At 68.9% G+C, this 19612-nt stretch carries 6 protein-coding genes and 1 pseudogene; all 7 read left to right on the top strand.

Annotation, left to right across the window (positions count from 1 at the left end; translation table 11 throughout):
• Window positions 1-81 precede the first annotated feature (81 nt).
• Window positions 82-3561: a non-ribosomal peptide synthetase gene (locus A5784_RS03870; RefSeq protein WP_286159409.1), complete on the top strand. Its 3480-nt coding sequence runs from the start codon at window positions 82-84 to the stop codon at window positions 3559-3561.
• Window positions 3558-4304, top strand: a complete 747-nt coding sequence (locus A5784_RS03865; RefSeq protein ID WP_064942511.1) for a thioesterase II family protein — start codon at window positions 3558-3560, stop codon at window positions 4302-4304. Before A5784_RS03870 ends, A5784_RS03865 begins: the two co-directional genes overlap by 4 nt.
• On the top strand, window positions 4294-5616 hold the full coding sequence (locus tag A5784_RS03860) for a beta-ketoacyl [acyl carrier protein] synthase domain-containing protein (RefSeq protein ID WP_064942509.1): 1323 nt from the start codon (window positions 4294-4296) through the stop codon (window positions 5614-5616). The genes A5784_RS03865 and A5784_RS03860 overlap by 11 nt, the downstream gene beginning before the upstream one ends.
• Window positions 5616-8549 carry a mycobactin polyketide synthase MbtD gene (gene mbtD, locus A5784_RS03855; protein ID WP_064942507.1) on the top strand — a complete coding sequence of 978 codons (2934 nt, stop codon included), beginning with the start codon at window positions 5616-5618 and terminating at the stop codon, window positions 8547-8549. Before A5784_RS03860 ends, mbtD begins: the two co-directional genes overlap by 1 nt.
• The gene (locus A5784_RS03850) at window positions 8542-13947 is read left to right on the top strand and encodes a non-ribosomal peptide synthetase (RefSeq protein WP_064942505.1); all 5406 of its coding nucleotides are present in this window, start codon (window positions 8542-8544) and stop codon (window positions 13945-13947) included. Before mbtD ends, A5784_RS03850 begins: the two co-directional genes overlap by 8 nt.
• A complete protein-coding gene (locus A5784_RS03845; RefSeq protein WP_064942503.1) occupies window positions 13944-18332 on the top strand; it encodes a non-ribosomal peptide synthetase in 4389 nt (1462 codons plus the stop codon). Before A5784_RS03850 ends, A5784_RS03845 begins: the two co-directional genes overlap by 4 nt.
• A pseudogene (locus A5784_RS03840) lies at window positions 18329-19610 on the top strand (SidA/IucD/PvdA family monooxygenase); the annotation flags it as partial. The gene A5784_RS03845 and the pseudogene A5784_RS03840, both read left to right, overlap by 4 nt.
• Window positions 19611-19612 lie beyond the last annotated feature (2 nt).

Here is a 19612-nt window from a genome sequence, read left to right as displayed (position 1 = left end):
GTGTTCGGTCACTCGAATATAGGGTAGCCTCCACAAAGTTAGGGCAGCCTGCACTAAATCATCTGTCGTCAGTCGGAGGTCATGATGAGCAATCTCGCCGTCGCGGACTCGCAGAGCATCCGGGAGGCGGTGGCCGACCTCCTCGGCGTCGGCAGTGACGCCGTCGATCCGGACGCCGACCTGATCGGGCAAGGTCTGGACTCCATCCGCATGATGTCGCTGGCCGGCCGCTGGCGCCGGGCCGGTATCGACGTCGACTTCGCCGCACTGGCCGCCGCGCCGACCGTATCGGCCTGGGCCGAACTCGTGGCCGCCCGGACTGCCAACGATGCAGTCCCGCAGCCTGTTTCGCCGTCACCCTCGCAGGACGCCGGTGAGCCGTTCCCGCTGGCGCCGATGCAGCACGCCATGTGGGTGGGCCGCGAAGGCGACCAGCAGCTCGGCGGCGTGGCCGGGCATCTCTACGTCGAGTTCGACGGCGAGGGGGTCGATCCCGACCGGCTGCAAGGCGCCGCCACCGCGCTGGCTGAACGGCATCCGATGCTGCGCGTGCAGTTCCTGCCCGACGGAACACAGCGCATCGCCGGGCCCGCTGCGCGGTATCCGGTCACCGTCCAAGACCTGCGCGGAGCCGATCCCGACGAGGTGGCCGAGCGGCTGGCGACCGTCCGCCGCACCAAGTCTCATCAGCAGCTACACAGCGAGGTGTTCGAACTGACGCTGACGCTGCTGCCCGGCGGAGCCACGCGATTGCACGTCGACCTCGATATGCAGGCCGCCGACGCCATGAGCTACCGCACGCTGATGGCTGATCTGGCCGCCCTCTATGTCGGCGAGCAGTTGCCGGCTTTGGGGTACACCTACCGCGAATACCGGCTGGCTGCACCGGAACTCGACAGTGAGGCCGACCGCACATGGTGGGCCGAGCGCATCGCCGACCTGCCCGACCCGCCGCGGCTGCCGCTGGTACCGCCGGTCGAACAGGCCGACCCGCACCACACCACCCGGCGCCATCACTGGCTGGACCCCGACACCCGCGACGCCCTGTACGCGGGCGCGCGGCGCCGGGGCGTCACCCCGGCGATGGCACTGGCGGCATCGTTCGCCGAGGTGCTGGCCGGTTGGTCTGCCGACTCGCGGTTCTTGCTCAACGTGCCGCTCTTCGGTCGCGAGCAGCGGCATCCCGACGTCGACAAGCTGGTCGGCGATTTCACCTCATCGCTTCTGCTGGCCATCGACCTTGACGGCACCGCGACAGCGACCGACCGCGCCAGGGCGGTTCAGGACACGTTCCGAGCCGCCGCCGGGCACGCGGGCTACCCCGGGTTGTCGGTGCTGCGTGACCTCGGCCGCCACCGCGGTACCCAGGTCCTTGCCCCGGTCGTCTACACCAGTGCCCTCGGACTCGGCGAGCTCTTCGGTGCCCAGGTGAGCGCCACCTTCGGCACTCCCGTGTGGATCAATTCCCAAGGGCCGCAGGTGCTGTTGGACGCGCAGGTGACCGAGTTCAACGGCGGGGTCCTGGTGAACTGGGACGTCCGGGAAGACGCGTTCCGGCCCGGTGTCATCGACGCCATGTTCGAACGTCATATCGCCGAACTGCGGCGGCTGGCCACCGACGACACCGCCTGGGAAGCTCCGGCCCAGCCGCTGCTGGCCGACACTCAGCGCGCCGTGCGCGATGCCGCCAACGCGCAAACCGCTGCGCCCAGCGGCCAGGCGTTGCATCACGGGTTCTTCGCCCAGGCGGCCGTGCGCCCCGACGCGACAGCGGTGATCGGCTCTACCGGCCGGCTCACCTACGCACAGCTGCGCGAGCAGGTGCTCACAGTGGCCGCCGCACTCAAGGTCGCAGGCATCCGTACCGGGGAAAGCGTTGCGGTGATGGGCCCCAAGGGTCCCGACCAGATCACCGCGCTGCTGGCGATCCTGGCGGCAGGCGCCGTCTACGTGCCGGTGGGTATCGATCAGCCCGCGGAGCGGGCCGAGCGGATGCTCAAAGGCGGTGACGTCCGCATGGCGCTGTTCTGCGGCGACGGCCCGCCGACCTGGCTGCCCGCCCTGACCATCGCAGAAGCACTGCGCGTCGGTGCGCGGGCAGACGAGATCGAGCCTGCCGCAACCGATCCCAACGAGCTCGCGTACATCCTGTTCACGTCGGGCTCGACCGGCGAACCCAAGGGCGTCGAGGTCACCCACGACGCCGCGATGAACACCATCGAGGCGCTCAACGGCCATTTCGGTGTCGGACCGGATGACAGTGTCCTGGCGCTGACCCACCTGGAGTCCGACCTCTCCGTGCTCGACGTGTTCGGCACGCTCGCCGCGGGTGCCACGGTCGTGGTGGTCGACGAGGCAGATCGACGCAATCCGGACCACTGGGTCGAACAGATCAACACCCACGGCATCACGGTCCTCAACTTCCTACCCGGATCGCTGGAGATGCTGGTCGAGACGGCGGGCTCCACCGGCACCGCGTTGCCGTCGGTGCGTGCGGTACCGACGGGCGGAGACTGGGTCCGCACCACCATGGTCCGCAAGCTGCAGACCCTGGCGCCGGGTGTGCGGTTGGCGGGCCTGGGTGGCGCCACCGAAACCGCGATCCACGCAACCCTTTTCGAGGTCGACGATCTGCCGGACAGCTGGGCGGCGGTTCCCTACGGCAAGCCGTTCGCGAACAACGCCTGCCGCGTCGTCAACGCCACCGGTGCCGACTGTCCCGATTGGGTGCCCGGCGAGCTGTGGTTCGCCGGCCGAGGGATCGCCCGCGGCTACCGCGGCAGGCCGGACCTGACCGCCGAGCGGTTCGTGACCTTCTGCGGGCGCACCTGGTACCGCAGCGGTGACCTGGCCCGCTACTGGCCCGACGGCACACTGGAGTTCGTCGGTCGCGCTGATCACCGGGTCAAGATCAGCGGCTATCGCATCGAACTGGGCGACATCGAAGCGGCACTGCAGCGGTTGCCGGGTGTGCACGCCGCGGTGGCCGCTGTCGTGCGGGGCAGCAGTGGTGATGTGCTCGCCGCGGTGGTCGCCTGTGACGGCGCGGTGACGATCGCAGAGTTGCGCACCGGGCTCGCGGAACTCGTTCCGCCCCACATGGTTCCGCGGCACTTCGAGCTCGTCGAGCAGATCCCGTTCACCACCGGCGGCAAGACCGACCGGCGCGCGGTGGCCAGGCTGCTCGACGACGCGATCACCGGCGCCGGGCGCTCGCAGGTTCGCCAACCGTCGACCGTGGTGGAGAAGGCATTGGCCCGCATCGTGGCCGAACTTCTGGGGATCGACCAGATCGGCGTCGACGAGGATTTCTTCGAATTGGGAGGTGATTCGGTGCTGGCCACGACGGCCGTCGCCCGTATCCGGGACTGGCTGGACACTCCGACGGTGATGGTGCCCGACATCTTCGCCACCAGAACGGTTGAGGCACTGGCGGTTCGGTTGGCGACGCGGGAGGCCGACACCGGCCGTCTCGAACAGGTGGCGGAGCTGTATCTCGAAGTTGCGGCGATGGACGACGCCGACGTGCTGTCCGCACTCGACACCGCCTCCACACCGTGACCGGCAACTCGACGGGTGCGCAGCTGAGCGCCAAACCCTGGATCAAGCGTTATCCCGGCTCGGCCGGCACCACCGTGGTGTTCCCGCACGCGGGCGGTGCTGCGCTGGCCTACCGAAACTTCGGAATGGCATTGGCCGCGGCCGGATCCGACACCTACGTCATGCAGTACCCCCAGCGGGGGGAACGGCTGACCCATCCCGCCCCGCAGACCGTCACCGACCTCGCGCGTGACCTCTTCGACGCCGCCGACTGGGCCGGCATGGGCCCGCTGCGCCTCTTCGGGCATTGCATGGGTGCCGTGGTGGCCTTCGAGTTCGCCCTGATGGCCGAGCGCGCGGGTGTCGAGGTCGCGGTGCTGTGGGCATCGGCGAGCGAAGCTCCGTCGGCAGCGGCCACGTCGCCGAAACTGCCCACTTCGGAATCCGAGATCCTGGCCGAGATGGTGGACCTCGGCGGCACCGACGCGCAGCTGCTGGCCGACGACGACTTCGTCGAACTTTTGCTGATGGCCGTGCGCGCGGACTATGCGGCCTACAACCGGTATCGCTGCGCGGCCGACGTGACCATCGCCGCCGACATCTACGCCCTGGGCGGCGCGGGAGACCACCGCGTCAGCGAAAACATGTTGCGGGGCTGGGAAAGCCACACCAGGGGAGCATTCACGGTGTCAATGTTCGACGGCGGCCATTTCTACCTCGACGACCACATCGACGACGTGGCGGAGCTGGTCCATGAGCTCTGACGAGCGCACCGGCGCCGCCGACCCGGTTGTGATCGTGGGGATGGCGCTCGAAGCACCCGGCGGCATCGACACCGCCGAAGCCTACTGGACACTGCTGGCCGAACAACGCGAAGCCTTGGGCCCGTTCCCGGCCGACCGTGGCTGGGCGATCCGCGACCTGCTCGACGGATCACGCCGCGACGGCTTCAAGCCCATCCACAATCTCGGCGGATTCCTCACCAGCGCAGCGGTATTCGACCCCGAATTCTTCGGCATCTCACCGCGCGAGGCCGTCGCCATGGATCCGCAGCAGCGCGTCGCGCTACGGCTGGCCTGGCGGGCACTGGAGCACGGTGGCATCAATCCCGACGACCTCGCAGGCCACGACGTGGGCTGCTACATCGGGGCCTCCGGTCTGGAATACGGGCCCGAGCTCTCCGAATTCTCGCAGCACAGCGGCCATCTCATCACCGGGACCTCGCTGGGCGTGATCTCCGGCCGCATCGCCTACACCCTGGACCTCGCCGGACCTGCCCTGACCGTCGACACCTCGTGCTCGTCGGCGCTGACCGCCCTGCACACCGCCGTCGGCGCGGTGCGGACCGGTGACTGCGACATGGCGTTGGCCGGAGCTGTCTGCGTGATGGGCACCCCCGGGTACTTCGTCGAGTTCTCGAAGCAACACGCACTGTCCGACGACGGGCACTGCAGGCCCTACAGTGCCCACGCCAGCGGCACAGTATGGGCCGAGGGCGCAGCGATGTTCGTGCTGCAACGCCGCTCGGCCGCCCGGCGGGACCGGCGCCCGATCCTGGCCGAGATCCGCGCCACCGCGGTCAACCAGGACGGCCGCACCACGGGGCTCACCGCGCCGAGCGGTTCTGCGCAACAACGGTTGTTCGACAAGACGATTCGGCAGGCGGGCATCCGGCCCGAGGAGGTCGGCATGATCGAGGGCCACGGCACCGGCACGCGGCTGGGCGACCGCACCGAACTGCGTTCGCTTGTCCAGACCTATGGCGCCACCGCATCCGGTGCGGGCGCCGCGCTCGGTTCGGTGAAATCCAACATCGGGCATGCGCAGGCAGCCGCCGGTGGTCTCGGACTGGCTAAGGTGCTGCTTGCCGCGCAGCGCGCCACCATCCCGGCCACCCTGCACGTCGACGAGGTGAGTCGCGAAATCGATTGGCAATCCCAAGGGTTGCGCCTCGCCGCCAAGCAATCGCACTGGCCCGCGGTCAACGGGCAACGGATCGCCGCGGTGTCCGCTTTCGGCATGAGCGGCACCAACGCCCACGCCATCGTCGCGATCCCGTCGGACGAGGCGGCTTGATGAGCGGGTTGCCCGACGGCCGCGTGCCCATTCTTCTCAGCGCACACGCCGCAGACCTCGTCGAGCAGGATGCTGCCGCCATCCTGCGGTACCTGGACTCCCAACCCGCCGCGACGCCATCGGAGGTCGCCCAGACCCTGCTGAGCACCCGGCGGGTGCGTCGGCACCGTGCCGTGGTGCGGGCCGCCGATCGCGGCGAACTCCTCGACGGGCTACGCGCCCTGGCCGCGGGACAGGACCACCCGCTGGTCGACCGATCGACGGGAAGTGCTCCGCACCAGGGAAACACGCAACATCGGGTGGCGTTTGTGTTCCCTGGCCAGGGCAGCCAGTGGCCGTCGATGGGCCTCGAGGCCTACGCCGACCTGACGGCCTACCGGGCCGAGGCTGACGCGTGCGCCGCGGTATTCTGCGCGGCAGGCGCCGCATCGCCTTTGGACTATCTGCTGGCTCCGGCGGCGGCGGACACCAACGACTTCTCGCAGGTGCAGATCCAAGGCGCCCAGTTCGTGCACGGTGTGGCGCTGGCACGGGTCTGGCAATCGTGCGGCTTGCTACCGGACATCACCGTCGGACACTCACTCGGCGAGATCGGCGCGGCATATCTCGCTGGGGCCGTTACGCTGCCCGAGGCGGTCGCGATCGTGATCGCCCGGGCCACGGTGCTCGACCGGCTCACCGGGCCGTACCGCGTTGCGGTTCTCGGTATCCCTGCCGCCGCGGCGCACCAGGTGATCGCCGAGACTCCGGGGTGGCTGGAGCTGTCCGTGGTGAATTCCCGCTCCTCGGTGGCAATCTCAGGGGACGCCTCGGCCGTCGCGGCGGCAGTGCACACCGTCACCGGCACCGGATCGTTCGCCAAAGAGATCGCGATGTGGTTCCCGGCGCACACCACCGCGCTCGACGGGGTGCGCCTCGAACTTGAATCCTTGCTGCCTGCTGGTGAATTCGCCGACTCCGCGGTGCAGTTCATCGGCTCGGCGACTGCCGACGTGGTGGCGGCGGGCACCGACTTCGCCGACTACTGGTACACGAACCTGCGCAGCCCGGTGCGGTTCGACCGCGCCATCGGCACCGCGATCCGCCGCGGCGCGCGGGTCTTTGTCGAACTCTCCGCGCACCCCGCGCTGCTGTTCGCCATGGGAGACCTGCTCGACGACGCCGATCTGGCCGGCGGCCCAGCGGTGATGGTGGGGTCCGGGCGGCGCGACGTACCACTCACCGAGCAGCTCTCGGCCAACATCGCGACGGCGGCCCTGACCGATCCGGGCTTCCGCTGGGCCGATCTGGCCGATGCGGTGAAACCGTTGCGTGACTTCCCCTTCGCCCCCATGCGTGCCGAGCATCTGTGGGCCCATCCGCAACCGCTGCCCCCGCTGCCGGGCCTGACGGTGGCCACCGAGCAGTGGCAGGAACTGGGCGCTATGCCTGCCGTGGACGGCGTCCGCCGGGCAGCGGTGCTTGATCTGGGTGACGGCGGACCGGTGAGCACGCTACTGCGCGTGGCTGTCGACGGCAGCGGCGCGGCCAGCCCGGTCGCGGCCGACGACGCCGATCTGCTCATCATGATCGCACCAGACCTTCCGTCCGATACCGCGACGGCCGCAGCCGAACTGGGCCGCCGCATCGACGGCGGGCTGCTCGATTACCCCGACGCGATCACCGCCAACACGCGCGACGTCTGGCTGGTCACGGTCGGCGGCGAACTGCCCGGGTCTGCCGCGCTCGCCGCGATGCACCGCAGCATCGGCTACGAGCATCCCGATCAGAACTTCCACCATCTGGAGCTACCCGCCGAGCTTGACCCCGCAATGGCGGCATCGGCCGTCACCGCGATGCTGGGCGGTGGTGGGCGTCTCGCGGTGCGCGATCACGGGCGCGGTCCGGTGGTGCGGCGGCGCGTGATTCGCGACGAGTTCTCGGATGCGCCCGCATGGTCGGCCGAGTCGGGGGTGTTCGACGAGGTCGTGATCACCGGTACCGGCGCGGTCGGCTTGCACTACGCCCGCTATCTCGCCGAACACGGTGCACGGCGCATCGTGCTGCTCAGCCGCCGGGGCGTGGACAGCGGTCGGCTCGCGGCCCTCGGCGCACAGCACAACGTCGAGATCGTCGCGCCGACCTGCGATATCACCGACCCGGCCCAGGTATCGGCAGTGGCGGCCGAATCCGCCCATGGCGGTGCATCATTGGTGATCCACACCGCGGCGAACGCGACCATGGCTGCGCGTCGCAGGATCACCGGTACAGCCGCACGGGACACGTTCGCGGCCAAGGTCTGCGGTGCGGGTAATCTCGTCGCGACGTGGCCGCTGCGCCCCCACGCGCGAATCCTGTTGTGCTCCTCGGTGTCCGGGCTGTGGGGCGGGTACGGCCACGCGGGGTATGCGGCCGCCAACCGGCTGTTGGACGGACTGGCGGCGGAGCTGCGTGCGGCAGGCAGACACTGCACGTCGGTGCGGTGGGGGCTGTGGCCCGGCAGCGGCATCATCTCCGCCGAGGAGATCGACAGAGTGGAACGCTCTGGGCTGCAACCCATGGACCCGGCCCGCGCGGTCGCCGCCAGTCTGCGCGATCACGTCGGTGACCCGCTGATTTTCGCCGCCGACGCCGACCGGTTGCGAACCTTCCTCGGGACCGAGGACCGCGAAGAAACCGGGATCCGCGAGTCGACGACATTGTCGGACACCACCGCAGCGGTGCGGGTCGCGCTGGGGTCGGTGCTCAAACTCAGCGACACCACTCGGCTGGACCTCGACGCGTCGCTGCTCGACCTCGGCGTCGACTCACTGCTGGCGCTCGACCTGCGCAAGAAGCTCAAGAAGGCCACCGGATCTGCCGTGCCGCTGGCCACCATCCTCGGCGGTGCGAGTGCCTCCGAGCTGATCGAGCACCTCGACAGATCTGAAAAGGAAACCCTTACGCGTGACTGACATCGCAGACGCACCTCGCAGCGCCGATGCACGGCTGGAGTTGATGCGGCGCAAGCTCGCCGAGCGCGGCCTGGCGTCGGCGGGGGACGGGGCTGCCGAACGTGCTGCCGTGGACCCCGGTGCCCCGACTGACGGGCAGCGCCGGATGTGGTTCGTGCAGGGTTTCGACCCGAGCGGGGTGCTGCTCAACGTCTGCCTGTCCTACCGGCTTGCCGGTGACATCGATGCCGAGGCGCTGCACGACGCGGTCAACGCCGTCGCGCGGCGGCATCCGATCCTGCGGACGACATTCGCCGCCGACGAGAACGGCGAACCCCGTGCGACCGTGCACGACGACGTGTTCCCCGCCTGGACGACGCATGACCTGTCCGAGAAGTCCGAGCGTGCAAGGCAATTGCGGCTCGAGGTGCTCGCGCAGCGGGAATTCGGCACGCCGTTCGATCTGAGTGTCGAATCGGCCCTGAGGATCACGCTGATCAAGACCGGTCCCGCCGAACACGTCATGTTGCTCGTCGCACACCACATCGCCTGGGACGACGGATCATGGCGGGTGTTCTTCGCCGATCTCACCCGTGCCTACAGCGGAGCCCGACTCCCGGAAACGCCACGGGCGTACACGAATCCGGGCCTCGGCCGGGTGGAGGCCGACGAGGACCTCGCCTACTGGCGCGGTGTCCTCGCCGACCCGCCGGAGCCGTTGGAACTGCCCGGCCCCACCGGTTCGGCCGTGCCCACCAGCTTCCGCTCGCAGCGCGCCACGCTGGTACTGGCAGCCGAGACGGTCGAGAAGGTGTCCGCGTTGGCCCGCGACACCGGTGCGACGCCGTACATGGTGCTGCTGGCCGCCTTCAGCGCCCTGGTCCATCGCTATACCCACACCGACGACTTCCTGGTCGCCACACCGGTACTCAACCGCGAGTCCGACGAGACCATCGGCTACTACGGCAACACCGTGGCCACGCGGATGAGGATCGATCGGGCTGCCGGATTTCGAGAACTCGTCACCGCAACCCGCGACACCGCCCTGGGAGCGTTCGCCCACCAACGAGTCAATCTCGACCGCGTGGTGCGCGAGCTCAACCCGGACCGGCGCCACGGTGCCGAACGGATGACCAGGCTGAGCTTCGGTTTTCGGGAACCCGACGATGGCGGCTTCAGTCCCGACGGTGTGACCTGCCGGCGCGGTGAGCTACGCGGCCACCACACCCAGCTGCCTCTCGGTTTCATGGTCGAGTGGGATGCCACCGGTGGTGTCGTCGTCGAGGCCGAATATCTCACTGAGGTCATCGACGGAGCGCTTGCCGCCCAGATGCTGCGCCACTACGCCGTCCTGCTCGAGCACGCGCTCGCCGACCCGCAGCGGCCGCTGTCGCGGTTGCAGCTGTTCACCCCCGAAGACGCGGAGTGGATCCGCGCCGTCAGCACCGGTGAGCAGTTCCACACGCCGGCAACCACGTTGACCGACCTGGTGACCGAACAAGCCGCGCGCACCCCCGACGCGACCGCCCTGGTGTACGAGGGCAGGCACTACAGCTATCGCGAGGTCAACGAGTCGGCGAACCGGTTGGCGCACTGGCTCATCGCGCAGGGCATCGGCACCGAGGACCGCGTGGCGGTCCTGCTGGACAAGTCACCGGAGCTCGTCATCACGGCCCTCGGCATCGTCAAGGCGGGCGCGGTGTATCTGCCGGTGGATCCGACATATCCCCAGGACCGGCTCGACTACATCCTGGCCGACTCCGACCCGAAAATCGTACTGCGCGAACCGGTGACCGGTCTGGACGACCAGCCGTGCACCGACCCGACCGACGCCGAGCGGGTGCGTCCACTGCGCCCCGACAACACCGCGTACCTGATCTACACCTCCGGGTCCACCGGACTACCCAAAGGTGTTCCGGTGCAGCATCGTCCGATCGCCGAGTACTTCGTGTGGTTCGGCGGCGACTATGGCGTGTCGCAGGACGACCGCCTGCTGCAGGTTGCCTCGCAGAGCTTCGATGTATCGATCGGGGAGATCTTCGGCATGCTGGCCGCCGGGGCGCGGCTCATCATCCCGAAGCCGGGCGGACTGACCGACATCGGTTACCTCACCACGCTGCTGCGTGAGGAGGGCATCACCTCGATGCACTTCGTCCCGTCGTTGCTCGGCCTGTTCCTGTCGCTGCCGGGGGTCAACGAATGGCGCACGCTGCAACGCGTGCCGATCGGTGGAGAAGCGCTGCCGGGCGAGATCGCCGACAAGTTCCACGCCACGTTCGACGCGCTGCTGCACAACTTCTACGGCCCGACCGAGACCGTGCTCAACTGCACCCGCTACAAGGTGCAAGGCAAGCAGGGCGCGCGCATCGTCCCGATCGGCACGCCGAAGATCAACACCACCATCCATCTTCTCGACGACGCACTGCAGCCCGTCGCGCCCGGGGTGATCGGTGAGATCTACATCGGCGGTACGCATATCGCCCACGGTTACCACCACCGGCCGGGCCTGACCGCGGAACGCTTCGTCGCCGACCCGTTCAATCCGGGGGGCCGCATGTACCGCTCGGGGGATCTCGCGCGGCGCAACGCGGACGGAGACATCGAATTCGTGGGCCGCGCAGACGAACAGGTCAAGATCCGCGGGTTCCGCATCGAACTCGGCGAGGTGTCGTCGGCAATCTCCGTCGACCCGTCGGTCGGCCAAGCCGTCGTGGTGGTCAGCGATCTGCCCGGCCTCGGAAAGAGCCTGGTCGCCTATATCACTTCGGCCGCCGGAGCCGACCGGGTCGAGATCGACCGCATCCGCGCCAGGGTCAGCGCTGCGCTGCCCGAGTTCATGGTGCCGGCGGCCTACGTCGAGCTGCCTGAGATCCCCATCACCGCGCACGGCAAGATCGACCGCAGAGCGCTTCCCGAACCGGAAATCTCGTCCACCAAGGAGTTTCGAGAACCCGCGACGGACACCGAACGCGACGTCGCGGCACTGTTCGCCGAACTGCTCGACCGCACCACGGTAGGGGCCGACGACTCGTTCTTCGATCTCGGTGGCCATTCACTGCTGGCCACCAAGCTGGTTGCCGCGGTGTGCGCCCGCTGCGTTGTCGATGTCGGTGTACAGGACGTGTTCGAGCATGCCACCGTGGCGGGATTGGCCACGCACATCGAAGCGCTGCGAGCATCCGGTGCCGGTGCGGCCAGGCCCATCGTCGCCGTGCCGCATGACGGGCCGCTGCAGATGTCGGCCGCGCAGCTGCGGCAGTGGTTCCAGTTCCGCATCGACGGCCCCAACCCCGTGAACAACGTGCCGTTTGCGGCGCGCCTGAGCGGTCCATGTGATGTCGACGCGTTGGTCGCGGCGGTCAACGATGTCGTCGACCGCCACGAGATCCTGCGGACGACCTACCGGGAAATCGACGGTGTGCCATACCAGATCGTGCATCCCCGGGCTCCGCTGACCGTGCGCCGGGCTCGCGGTGACGGGCAGGACTGGGTTCAGCGTGAACTCGACGCCGAACGCAAGTACTGCTTCGACCTCGAGGTCGACGTGCCTGTCCGCGCCGCCGTGCTGTCCACCGGCGAAGAACATGTGCTGTCGCTCGTCGTGCACCACATCGCCGCCGACCACTGGTCGGGCGCCGTGTTGTTCACCGACCTGCTCACGGCTTACCGTGCGCGACGCGCAGGGCGTCCGGTGGAGCAGGCGCCACTTCCGGTGCAGTACGCGGATTTCGCGGCCTGGCAGTCTGCGCACGATGCCACGGTCGATGCGCAGCGGGATTACTGGACAACACAACTGGCGGGGCTGCCGGAGGAGAACGGCCTGCAGCCGGACTTCCCGCGTCCACCCGTGCCGAGCGGCGACGGCCGCGCGTTCGACTTCACCATCGACGCGGCGACCCGCACGAAGCTCGTCGAACTGACCCGCGAGCTCGGCGTCACCGAATTCATGCTGCTGCAAGCCGTTGTCGCCATCGCATTGCACAAGGCGGGGCAGGGTACCGACATACCGCTGGGCACGCCCGTCGCCGGGCGCACGGCCCCTGAGCTCGATGCGCTGATCGGTTTCTTCATCAACATCGTCGTGCTCCGAAACGACCTGTCGGGCAATCCAACTCTGCGCGAAGTGCTCCGACGCTCACGCGATATGGCGCTGGCGGCCTACCGGCACCAGGATCTGCCCTTCGATCGTGTCGTCGACGCCGTGAGCCCGGTGCGATCGCTGTCGCGCAACCCGCTGTTCGGAGTCGTCGTTCATGTGCGCGACGATCTGCCCGCCGAGCAGGTCATCGACTCCGGCCCTGACGGCGAAACCCGGTTCACCGCACTGGAACCGACATTCGACGTGGCCCATGCCGATCTGTCGCTGAACTTCTTCGCGCAGCCCGGCGCCGGGTACAAGGGCACCGTCATCTACCGCACCGAGCTGTACGAGCCCGCGACCGCGCAGCGGCTGGTGAGTTGGCTGCACCGCATCGTCGCAGCGTTCGCCACCGACGCCGACCAGACGCTGCGCGATATCAGCGTCATCGAACCGGCCGAGCGGGCGCGGCTCGTCGAAGACTGGAGTCGGCGGGCGGTGCCACCGGCCGGGTTGCCGCAGACCGAGGGTGCGACGCACGTCTACGTCCTCGACGAGTGGCGGGAGCCCGCGGCCGTCGGTGTCATCGGCGACGTGTACTTCGCGGGCGGTGCTGTCGACCAGGCGGCGCGCGGCGCGACGGCGGCGGCAGCACATCGGTTCGTGCCCAACCCTTTCGGTGCGGGGCAGTTGTACCGCACGGGTGACCGGGCCCGGTGGACCACCGACGGCAGGCTCGAACCGGTCACCACCGGTGACCCGCGCCTGCAGGCCGCGCTGGAGGCGCTCGACGGCGTCGCGGCAGCCGCCACCAGGAACTGGGACGGCCGCGGCGGCAAATTGCTGGCCGGGTACATCGTGGTCGACGGTGATGGCGACGAGGTGCTGGACGAGGTACGTGTCGCGCTGCCAGAGGAATTCAGCGGTGTGCCCCTCCTGGTCGTCGACGACCTTGAGGTGTTGCCGCGACCACGCGCGACGGCGACGGTGCGCGGCGAACCTCCCACCACGGCGACCGAAATGGCCCTCGCCGCCCAACTGGCCGAGCTGCTCGGCGTCGAACGAGTCGGGCGCTACGACGATTTCTTCGCCCTCGGGGGCGACAGCATCTTGGCCGTACAGCTGGCGGCGCGGGCGCGGGATGCCGGCGTGGCGATGACGGCGCGGATGGTGTTCGAACATTCGGAGCTGGCGGAGTTGGCCGCGGCGATCGACACCGGCAGTGGCCGCGCGGCGCCCGGAGACATCCACCACGCACCCATGGCCGCGTCGGGTCTGTCGGCAGACGAGCTGGCGATGCTGACCGAGGGCTGGGCACACGACACGGACGGAACACCATGACCGCAACCGCAACACCGCGGGGCGTCGACGACGTCCTGGCACTGAGCCCGTTACAACAGGGGCTGTACTCGCTGGCCGGGTTGACCGACGGTGCCGAAGGAGTCGACCCGTACATCATCGCGATGGCAGCCGACATCGACGGGCACCTGGACATCGCGTTGCTGCGCAGCTGCGCGGAGGCCATGCTGCTGCGCCACCCCAACCTGCGCGCCAGCTTCTTTCAGGGCAATCTGAGTCGCCCGGTGGCCGTCGTTCCGTCGACGGTCGCGGTGCCGTGGCGCCATGTCAGCGCGACCGAGGCAGAGGCCGTCACCGTCGAGGCCGATGAGCGCGCGAGGCCTTTCGATCTGGGTCGCGGCCCGTTGATCCGGTTCTTGCTCATCGAAAAGCCTGAACTGCGTTGGCGACTCGTCATTGTCGCCCACCACATCACGATCGACGGCTGGTCTCTGCCGGTGTTCGTCGGCGAGTTCCTCTCGCTGTACGCGGCCAAGGGCGATGACGCAGCATTGCCCGCATCGCCCCGGCCGTACCGCGACTACATCGGCTGGCTCGCCGGTCTGGACCAGCATGCCAGCCGCACCCGCTGGCGCGCACATCTCGCCGGTCTGGACGCCCCGACCATGCTGTCTCCGGCACTGTCGGGCCGGGAGACGCGGCCCGGGCTGCCCGAACGCACCGAGGTCACCCTCGACGAGCAGCAGACCACCGAGATCGTCAACGGCGCCCGTTCGCGTGGCATCACCGTCAACACGCTGTTCCAAATGGCTTGGGCCGTCATCCTGTCCGCGTTCACCGATCGCACCGACGTGGTGTTCGGCGTGACCGTATCGGGCCGTCCGGATGAGCTGTCCGGCGTGGAGGCGATGGTCGGGCTGTTCATCAACACCGTGCCGCTGCGGGTTCGCCTCGACCCGTCGCGGCCGGTGGGGGAGCAGTGCCTGGCACTGCAACGTGAGGCCGCAGACCTGCGTGACCACGGCTATCTGAGCCACACCGAGCTGCGGTCGCTCGGTGAGATCGGCGAACTCTACGACACCCTGCTGGTGTACGAGAACTTCCCACCCGGCGGATTGGTCGGCTCCGGCGACGTCCCCCTCGCCGGAGCGGTACTCAAACCTGCTGCACTGGAAAGCCTCTCGCACTTCCCGGTCACCATTGCCGCGCACCCCACCCACGGCAGACTCACCGTCCTGGTCGAAACGCTGGACGGCGCACTGGGATTGCTCGACCCGCGGGCACTCGGGCAGCGGGTGCTCGCCGTCGTGCAGCGTCTCCTGCAGCTGTGGGACCGCTCGTTGCGTGAGGTGACCGTCACCCAGGTCGACGAGCAACTGCCCGCCGCTGCGGCGGAGACCATCGAACGACCCGGCGGTTTTCACACCGCGTTGACGACCGCCGCGGCGCAGCGCCCCGAGGCGATCGCCCTGAGCTGGGATGGCGGCGAACTCAGCTACCGCCAGCTCGAGGAGGCCGCCGACCGGCTGGCCGCCGGGCTGCACCGCCGCGGCGTGCGCGACGAGACGCCGGTCCCGATCCGGTTGCGCCGCAGCCCCGAATACGTCGTCGCCATGCTGGCAGTACTCAAGGCCGGTGGGCTCATCGTGCCGCTGGATCCCACCATGCCCGACGAACGCGTCGCCGAGATCCTCCGCCAAACCGGCGCGACCCTCGTCGTCGACGAGGCCCTGCTCGCCGCCATCGCCGGCGAGCCTGACGCCGATCAGAGTTCGGCGCAGGTTCACGGCGGGCAAGGCGCCTACGTCGTCTTCACGTCGGGCACCACGGGTAAACCCAAGGGCGTCATCGGAACCCACCGCGCCCTGCTGGCCTACGGCGCCGATCATGCCCGCCGAATCCTGCGGCCTGCCGCAGACCGGATCGGTCGACCGCTGCGCATCGCGCACGCCTGGTCGTTCACCTTCGATGCGGCCTGGCAGCCGCTGGTCGCCCTGCTCGACGGGCACACCGTGCATATCGTCGGCGACGAGATCCAGCGGGATGCTGAGGCTCTCGTCGACACCATCGGCCGATACGCGATCGACATCATCGACACCACGCCGTCGATGTTCAGCCAGCTGCGGGCGGCCGGGTTGCTCTCCCGGGTTCCGCTAGCTGTGCTGGCCCTGGGTGGTGAAGCGATCGATCCCGCTGCGTGGCAAGGGATCCGGGACGAGTGCGAGCGCACGGGGATGTCGGCGTACAACTGCTATGGGCCGACCGAGACCACGGTTGAGGCGGTCGTCGCCACGATCCCCGGGCATCCGTCTCCATGTATCGGCGATCCCACCGATTCGACGGCCGCCTACCTCCTGGATCACTGGCTGCGCCCGGTTCCCGATGGGGTGGCCGGCGAGTTGTACCTGGCCGGTGGACAACTCACCCGCGGTTATGTCGGCAGGCCGGGGGAGACCGCGAGCCGATTCGTCGCCGATCCGTTCACTCCCGGTGCGCGGATGTACCGGACGGGCGACGTGGCGCGTCGGCGTCCCGGCTCACGTGCCATCGAATTCCTGGGGCGGGTGGACGATCAGGTCAAGATCCGCGGGTTCCGGGTGGAGCCGGGTGAGGTTGCCGCCGTACTGCGCAGACAACCCGGGGTGCGGCACGCCCACGTCGCGGTACGCAGGCACCGCAGCGGACCGCGGCTGACGGCGTACGTGTGCGGTGCCGTGCCCACCGCCGAGCTGCGCCGCTCGTTGTCGGCGACGTTGCCGAAATACCTGGTGCCGCACCACATCATCGCGGTGGACGAGATCCCGTTGACCACCAACGGCAAGGTCGACGACGCGGCGCTGGCCGCGCTCGACGCCACGGGCCGAGCCGACGGATCCGACGCTCCGACGACGGACACCGAGAAGGTGCTTGCCGAGGTGCTCGCGGACATGCTCGACATCGGTCACGTCGACGTCACGGCCGACTTCCTCGAACTGGGACTGGACAGCATCGTGGCGCTGTCGGTGGTGCAGGCCGTGCGCCGCCGCGGCATCGCGATGCGCGCCCGGCTGATGCTGGACTGCGCGACGGTGCGTGAGCTCGCCGCCGCCATCGACAACGACGAGATCCGGGTCGACGACGCGGATGAGGAGTCGGGTCCGATCCCGTTGCTCCCCAACGGTCGCTGGCTCTACCAATACGGTGACCCACGCCGGCTCGCGCAGACCGAGGCGTTCCGGCTGCCGGAGGGCGCCACCCGCGAGCACCTCGACGCCGTGCTGCGCACCGTGGTCGACGGACACGAGGTCCTGCGAACGCGCTTGGACCGCGCCACCATGACGCTCGTCGCCCACGCGGCCGGCAGCGTGCTCTCCGAGGCGACCGCGTCCGGTGACCTGGTCGCCGCGGTCGCCGAACACGCCAAACTGTCGGTGGAACGTATTGATCCACAACAGGGCTCGATGCTCGATGCGGTATGGCTGCACCATCCCGATGCGGGCGCGGGGGTGCTGATCCTCACCGCCCATGTGCTGGCGCTGGATCCGGCGTCGTGGCGGATCATGGTCGGCGAACTCGAAACCGCGTGGCATGCGTTGGCGTCCGGACGCACCCCCACGCCGGTGCGCGAACACACCTCGTTGCGGCAGTGGTCGCGGTTGTTGTCCGACCGTGCGCTCAAGCTCGACACGTGCGACTTCTGGGAGCGTCAATTCGACGGGGGCGATCCCGATCTCGGCATGCGACGCATCGATCCGGCGCGCGACCGGATGGGCGATGTCGTGGTCGAGATGGCGTACGCCGAACCCGATGTCACGGCGCGGCTGCTGGCCGGACCGGTTCCGGTGACCGAAGTGCTCGCGGCGACGACGGCCCGCGCTCTGACCGAATGGCGCAGGCGCCGTGGCCAATCCACGCCCGCGCCGTTGCTCGCGTTGGAAACCTATGGGCGCTCGGACGGCGTGCTCTCGGCAGGCCTCGGGGACGAAGGCGGCGACGTCGACACCGGGGACACCGCGGGGCTGCTCAGCATGATCTATCCGTTGCGGCTGACCGCCGACGATGCGCACGGTGTGGCAGCCGAAGTGGCCGCCATCCCGGGTGACCCGATCGACTACGGGCTGCTGCGGCATCTGCGCCTGGACACCGCCGAACGGCTTGGCGCCCATCGGGATCCGCAGATCCTGCTGAACTACCTCGGCCGCATCGAACTCAAGTCGGCGAACAACGCCCTGCAGCAGGACCGGTCCCTGACCGCCGCGGTGTCGCCGGTGCCCGAACCACAGGTGGCGGTGCGCCACGAGTTGACCATCATGGCCGCGGTGATCGACGGCGACGGCGGCGCGATCCTCGGCACGCAGTGGCGCACCCTTCCCGACATCCTGTCCGACACCGACATCGCTGCCCTGCAAGCGATCTGGCTCGACGCCCTGCGAGAGGTGACCGCATGAGCACACCCACCCTGGCCGTGATCGGCGCCGGACCCAAGGCGATCGCCGTGGCAGCCAAGGCCGCCGAACTGCGGTCCATGGGGCTGCCCACACCTGACATCGTCGTCGTCGAACGTGCCGGTGTCGCGGCCAACTGGCAAGCCGTCGGAGGTTGGACCGACGGGCAGCACCGGCTCGGCACCAGCCCCGAAAAGGACGTCGGCTTCCCGTACCGGTCCTCGTTGGTGCCGCGCCGCAACGCCGAGCTCGACGATCGGATGATGCGGCACAGCTGGCAGTCGTTCCTGATCGACATCGGCCACTTCGCGGAGTGGATCGACCGGGGCCGGCCGGCTCCGACCCATCGCCGGTGGAGTCAGTACCTGAACTGGGTGGCCGACAACATCGGGATGGCCGTGGTGTCCGGTGAGGTGACCGAGATCGGCGTCGACCACGGCCAGACCTCCTGGGTGTTGAAGACCGACGACGACACCGTGCGCGCCGACGCGGTCATGATCACCGGACCCGGGCAGGCCGAAAAGTCCATCCTGCCAGGCAATCCGAGGGTGCTCTCCATCGCGCAGTTCTGGCATCGCGCCGCCGCGCGGGAGCTGATCGCCGCCGAGCGGGTGGCGGTCATCGGTGGCGGGGAAACCGCCGCGACCATGCTCAATGAGCTGTTCCGCCACCGGGTTTCGACGATCACGGTGATCTCGCCACAGGTCACCCTGTTTACCCGGGGCGAAGGATTCTTCGAGAACACCCTGTATTCGGACCCCACCCACTGGGCGGGTCTGACCCTGGCCGAACGCCGCGACGCCATGAACCGCACCGACCGTGGAGTGTTCTCCGCGCGGGTTCAGGAGGCGCTGTTGGCTGACGACCGCATCCGCCATCTTCGTGGTCGGGTCGCACATGCCGTCGCGCGCGACGAACGCATCCGGTTGACGCTGCTCAGTGACACCGGCGCGGAACGCTCGGAGACCGTGCACGGATTCGACCTGGTGATCGACGGGTCCGGCGCGGACGCCCTGTGGTTTGTCCCGCTGCTGGCCCAGGATGCCCTCGACATGCTCGAACTCGGCCTGGGGCGTCCGCTGACCGGGGACAGCCTGCAGGAGTCCATCGGCGACGACCTTGCGGTGCGTGGCGTGACCCCGAAGCTGTTCCTGCCGGGGCTGGCGGGCTTGAACCAGGGACCCGGCTTCCCCAACCTCAGCTGCCTCGGATTGCTGTCCGACCGCGTGCTGGCCGCCGATCTGGGCGCCGGCTCAGGCATCACCGACCGACCGATCAGGAGT

Source organism: Mycobacterium sp. 852013-50091_SCH5140682 (assembly GCF_001665685.1).
GTDB lineage: Bacteria > Actinomycetota > Actinomycetes > Mycobacteriales > Mycobacteriaceae > Mycobacterium.
Note: the sequence above shows the minus strand (reverse complement) of the source record. Positions and strands in the feature narration are given on the sequence as shown.

What these genes read in the sequence shown, in the direction of transcription:
- A5784_RS03870 (WP_286159409.1), top strand. Translation starts at nt 82, where the DNA reads ATGATGAGCAATCTCGCCGTCGCGGACTCGCAGAGCATCCGGGAGGCG.
- A5784_RS03860 (WP_064942509.1), top strand. Translation starts at nt 4,294, where the DNA reads ATGAGCTCTGACGAGCGCACCGGCGCCGCCGACCCGGTTGTGATCGTG.
- mbtD (WP_064942507.1), top strand. Translation starts at nt 5,616, where the DNA reads ATGAGCGGGTTGCCCGACGGCCGCGTGCCCATTCTTCTCAGCGCACAC.
- A5784_RS03845 (WP_064942503.1), top strand. Translation starts at nt 13,944, where the DNA reads ATGACCGCAACCGCAACACCGCGGGGCGTCGACGACGTCCTGGCACTG.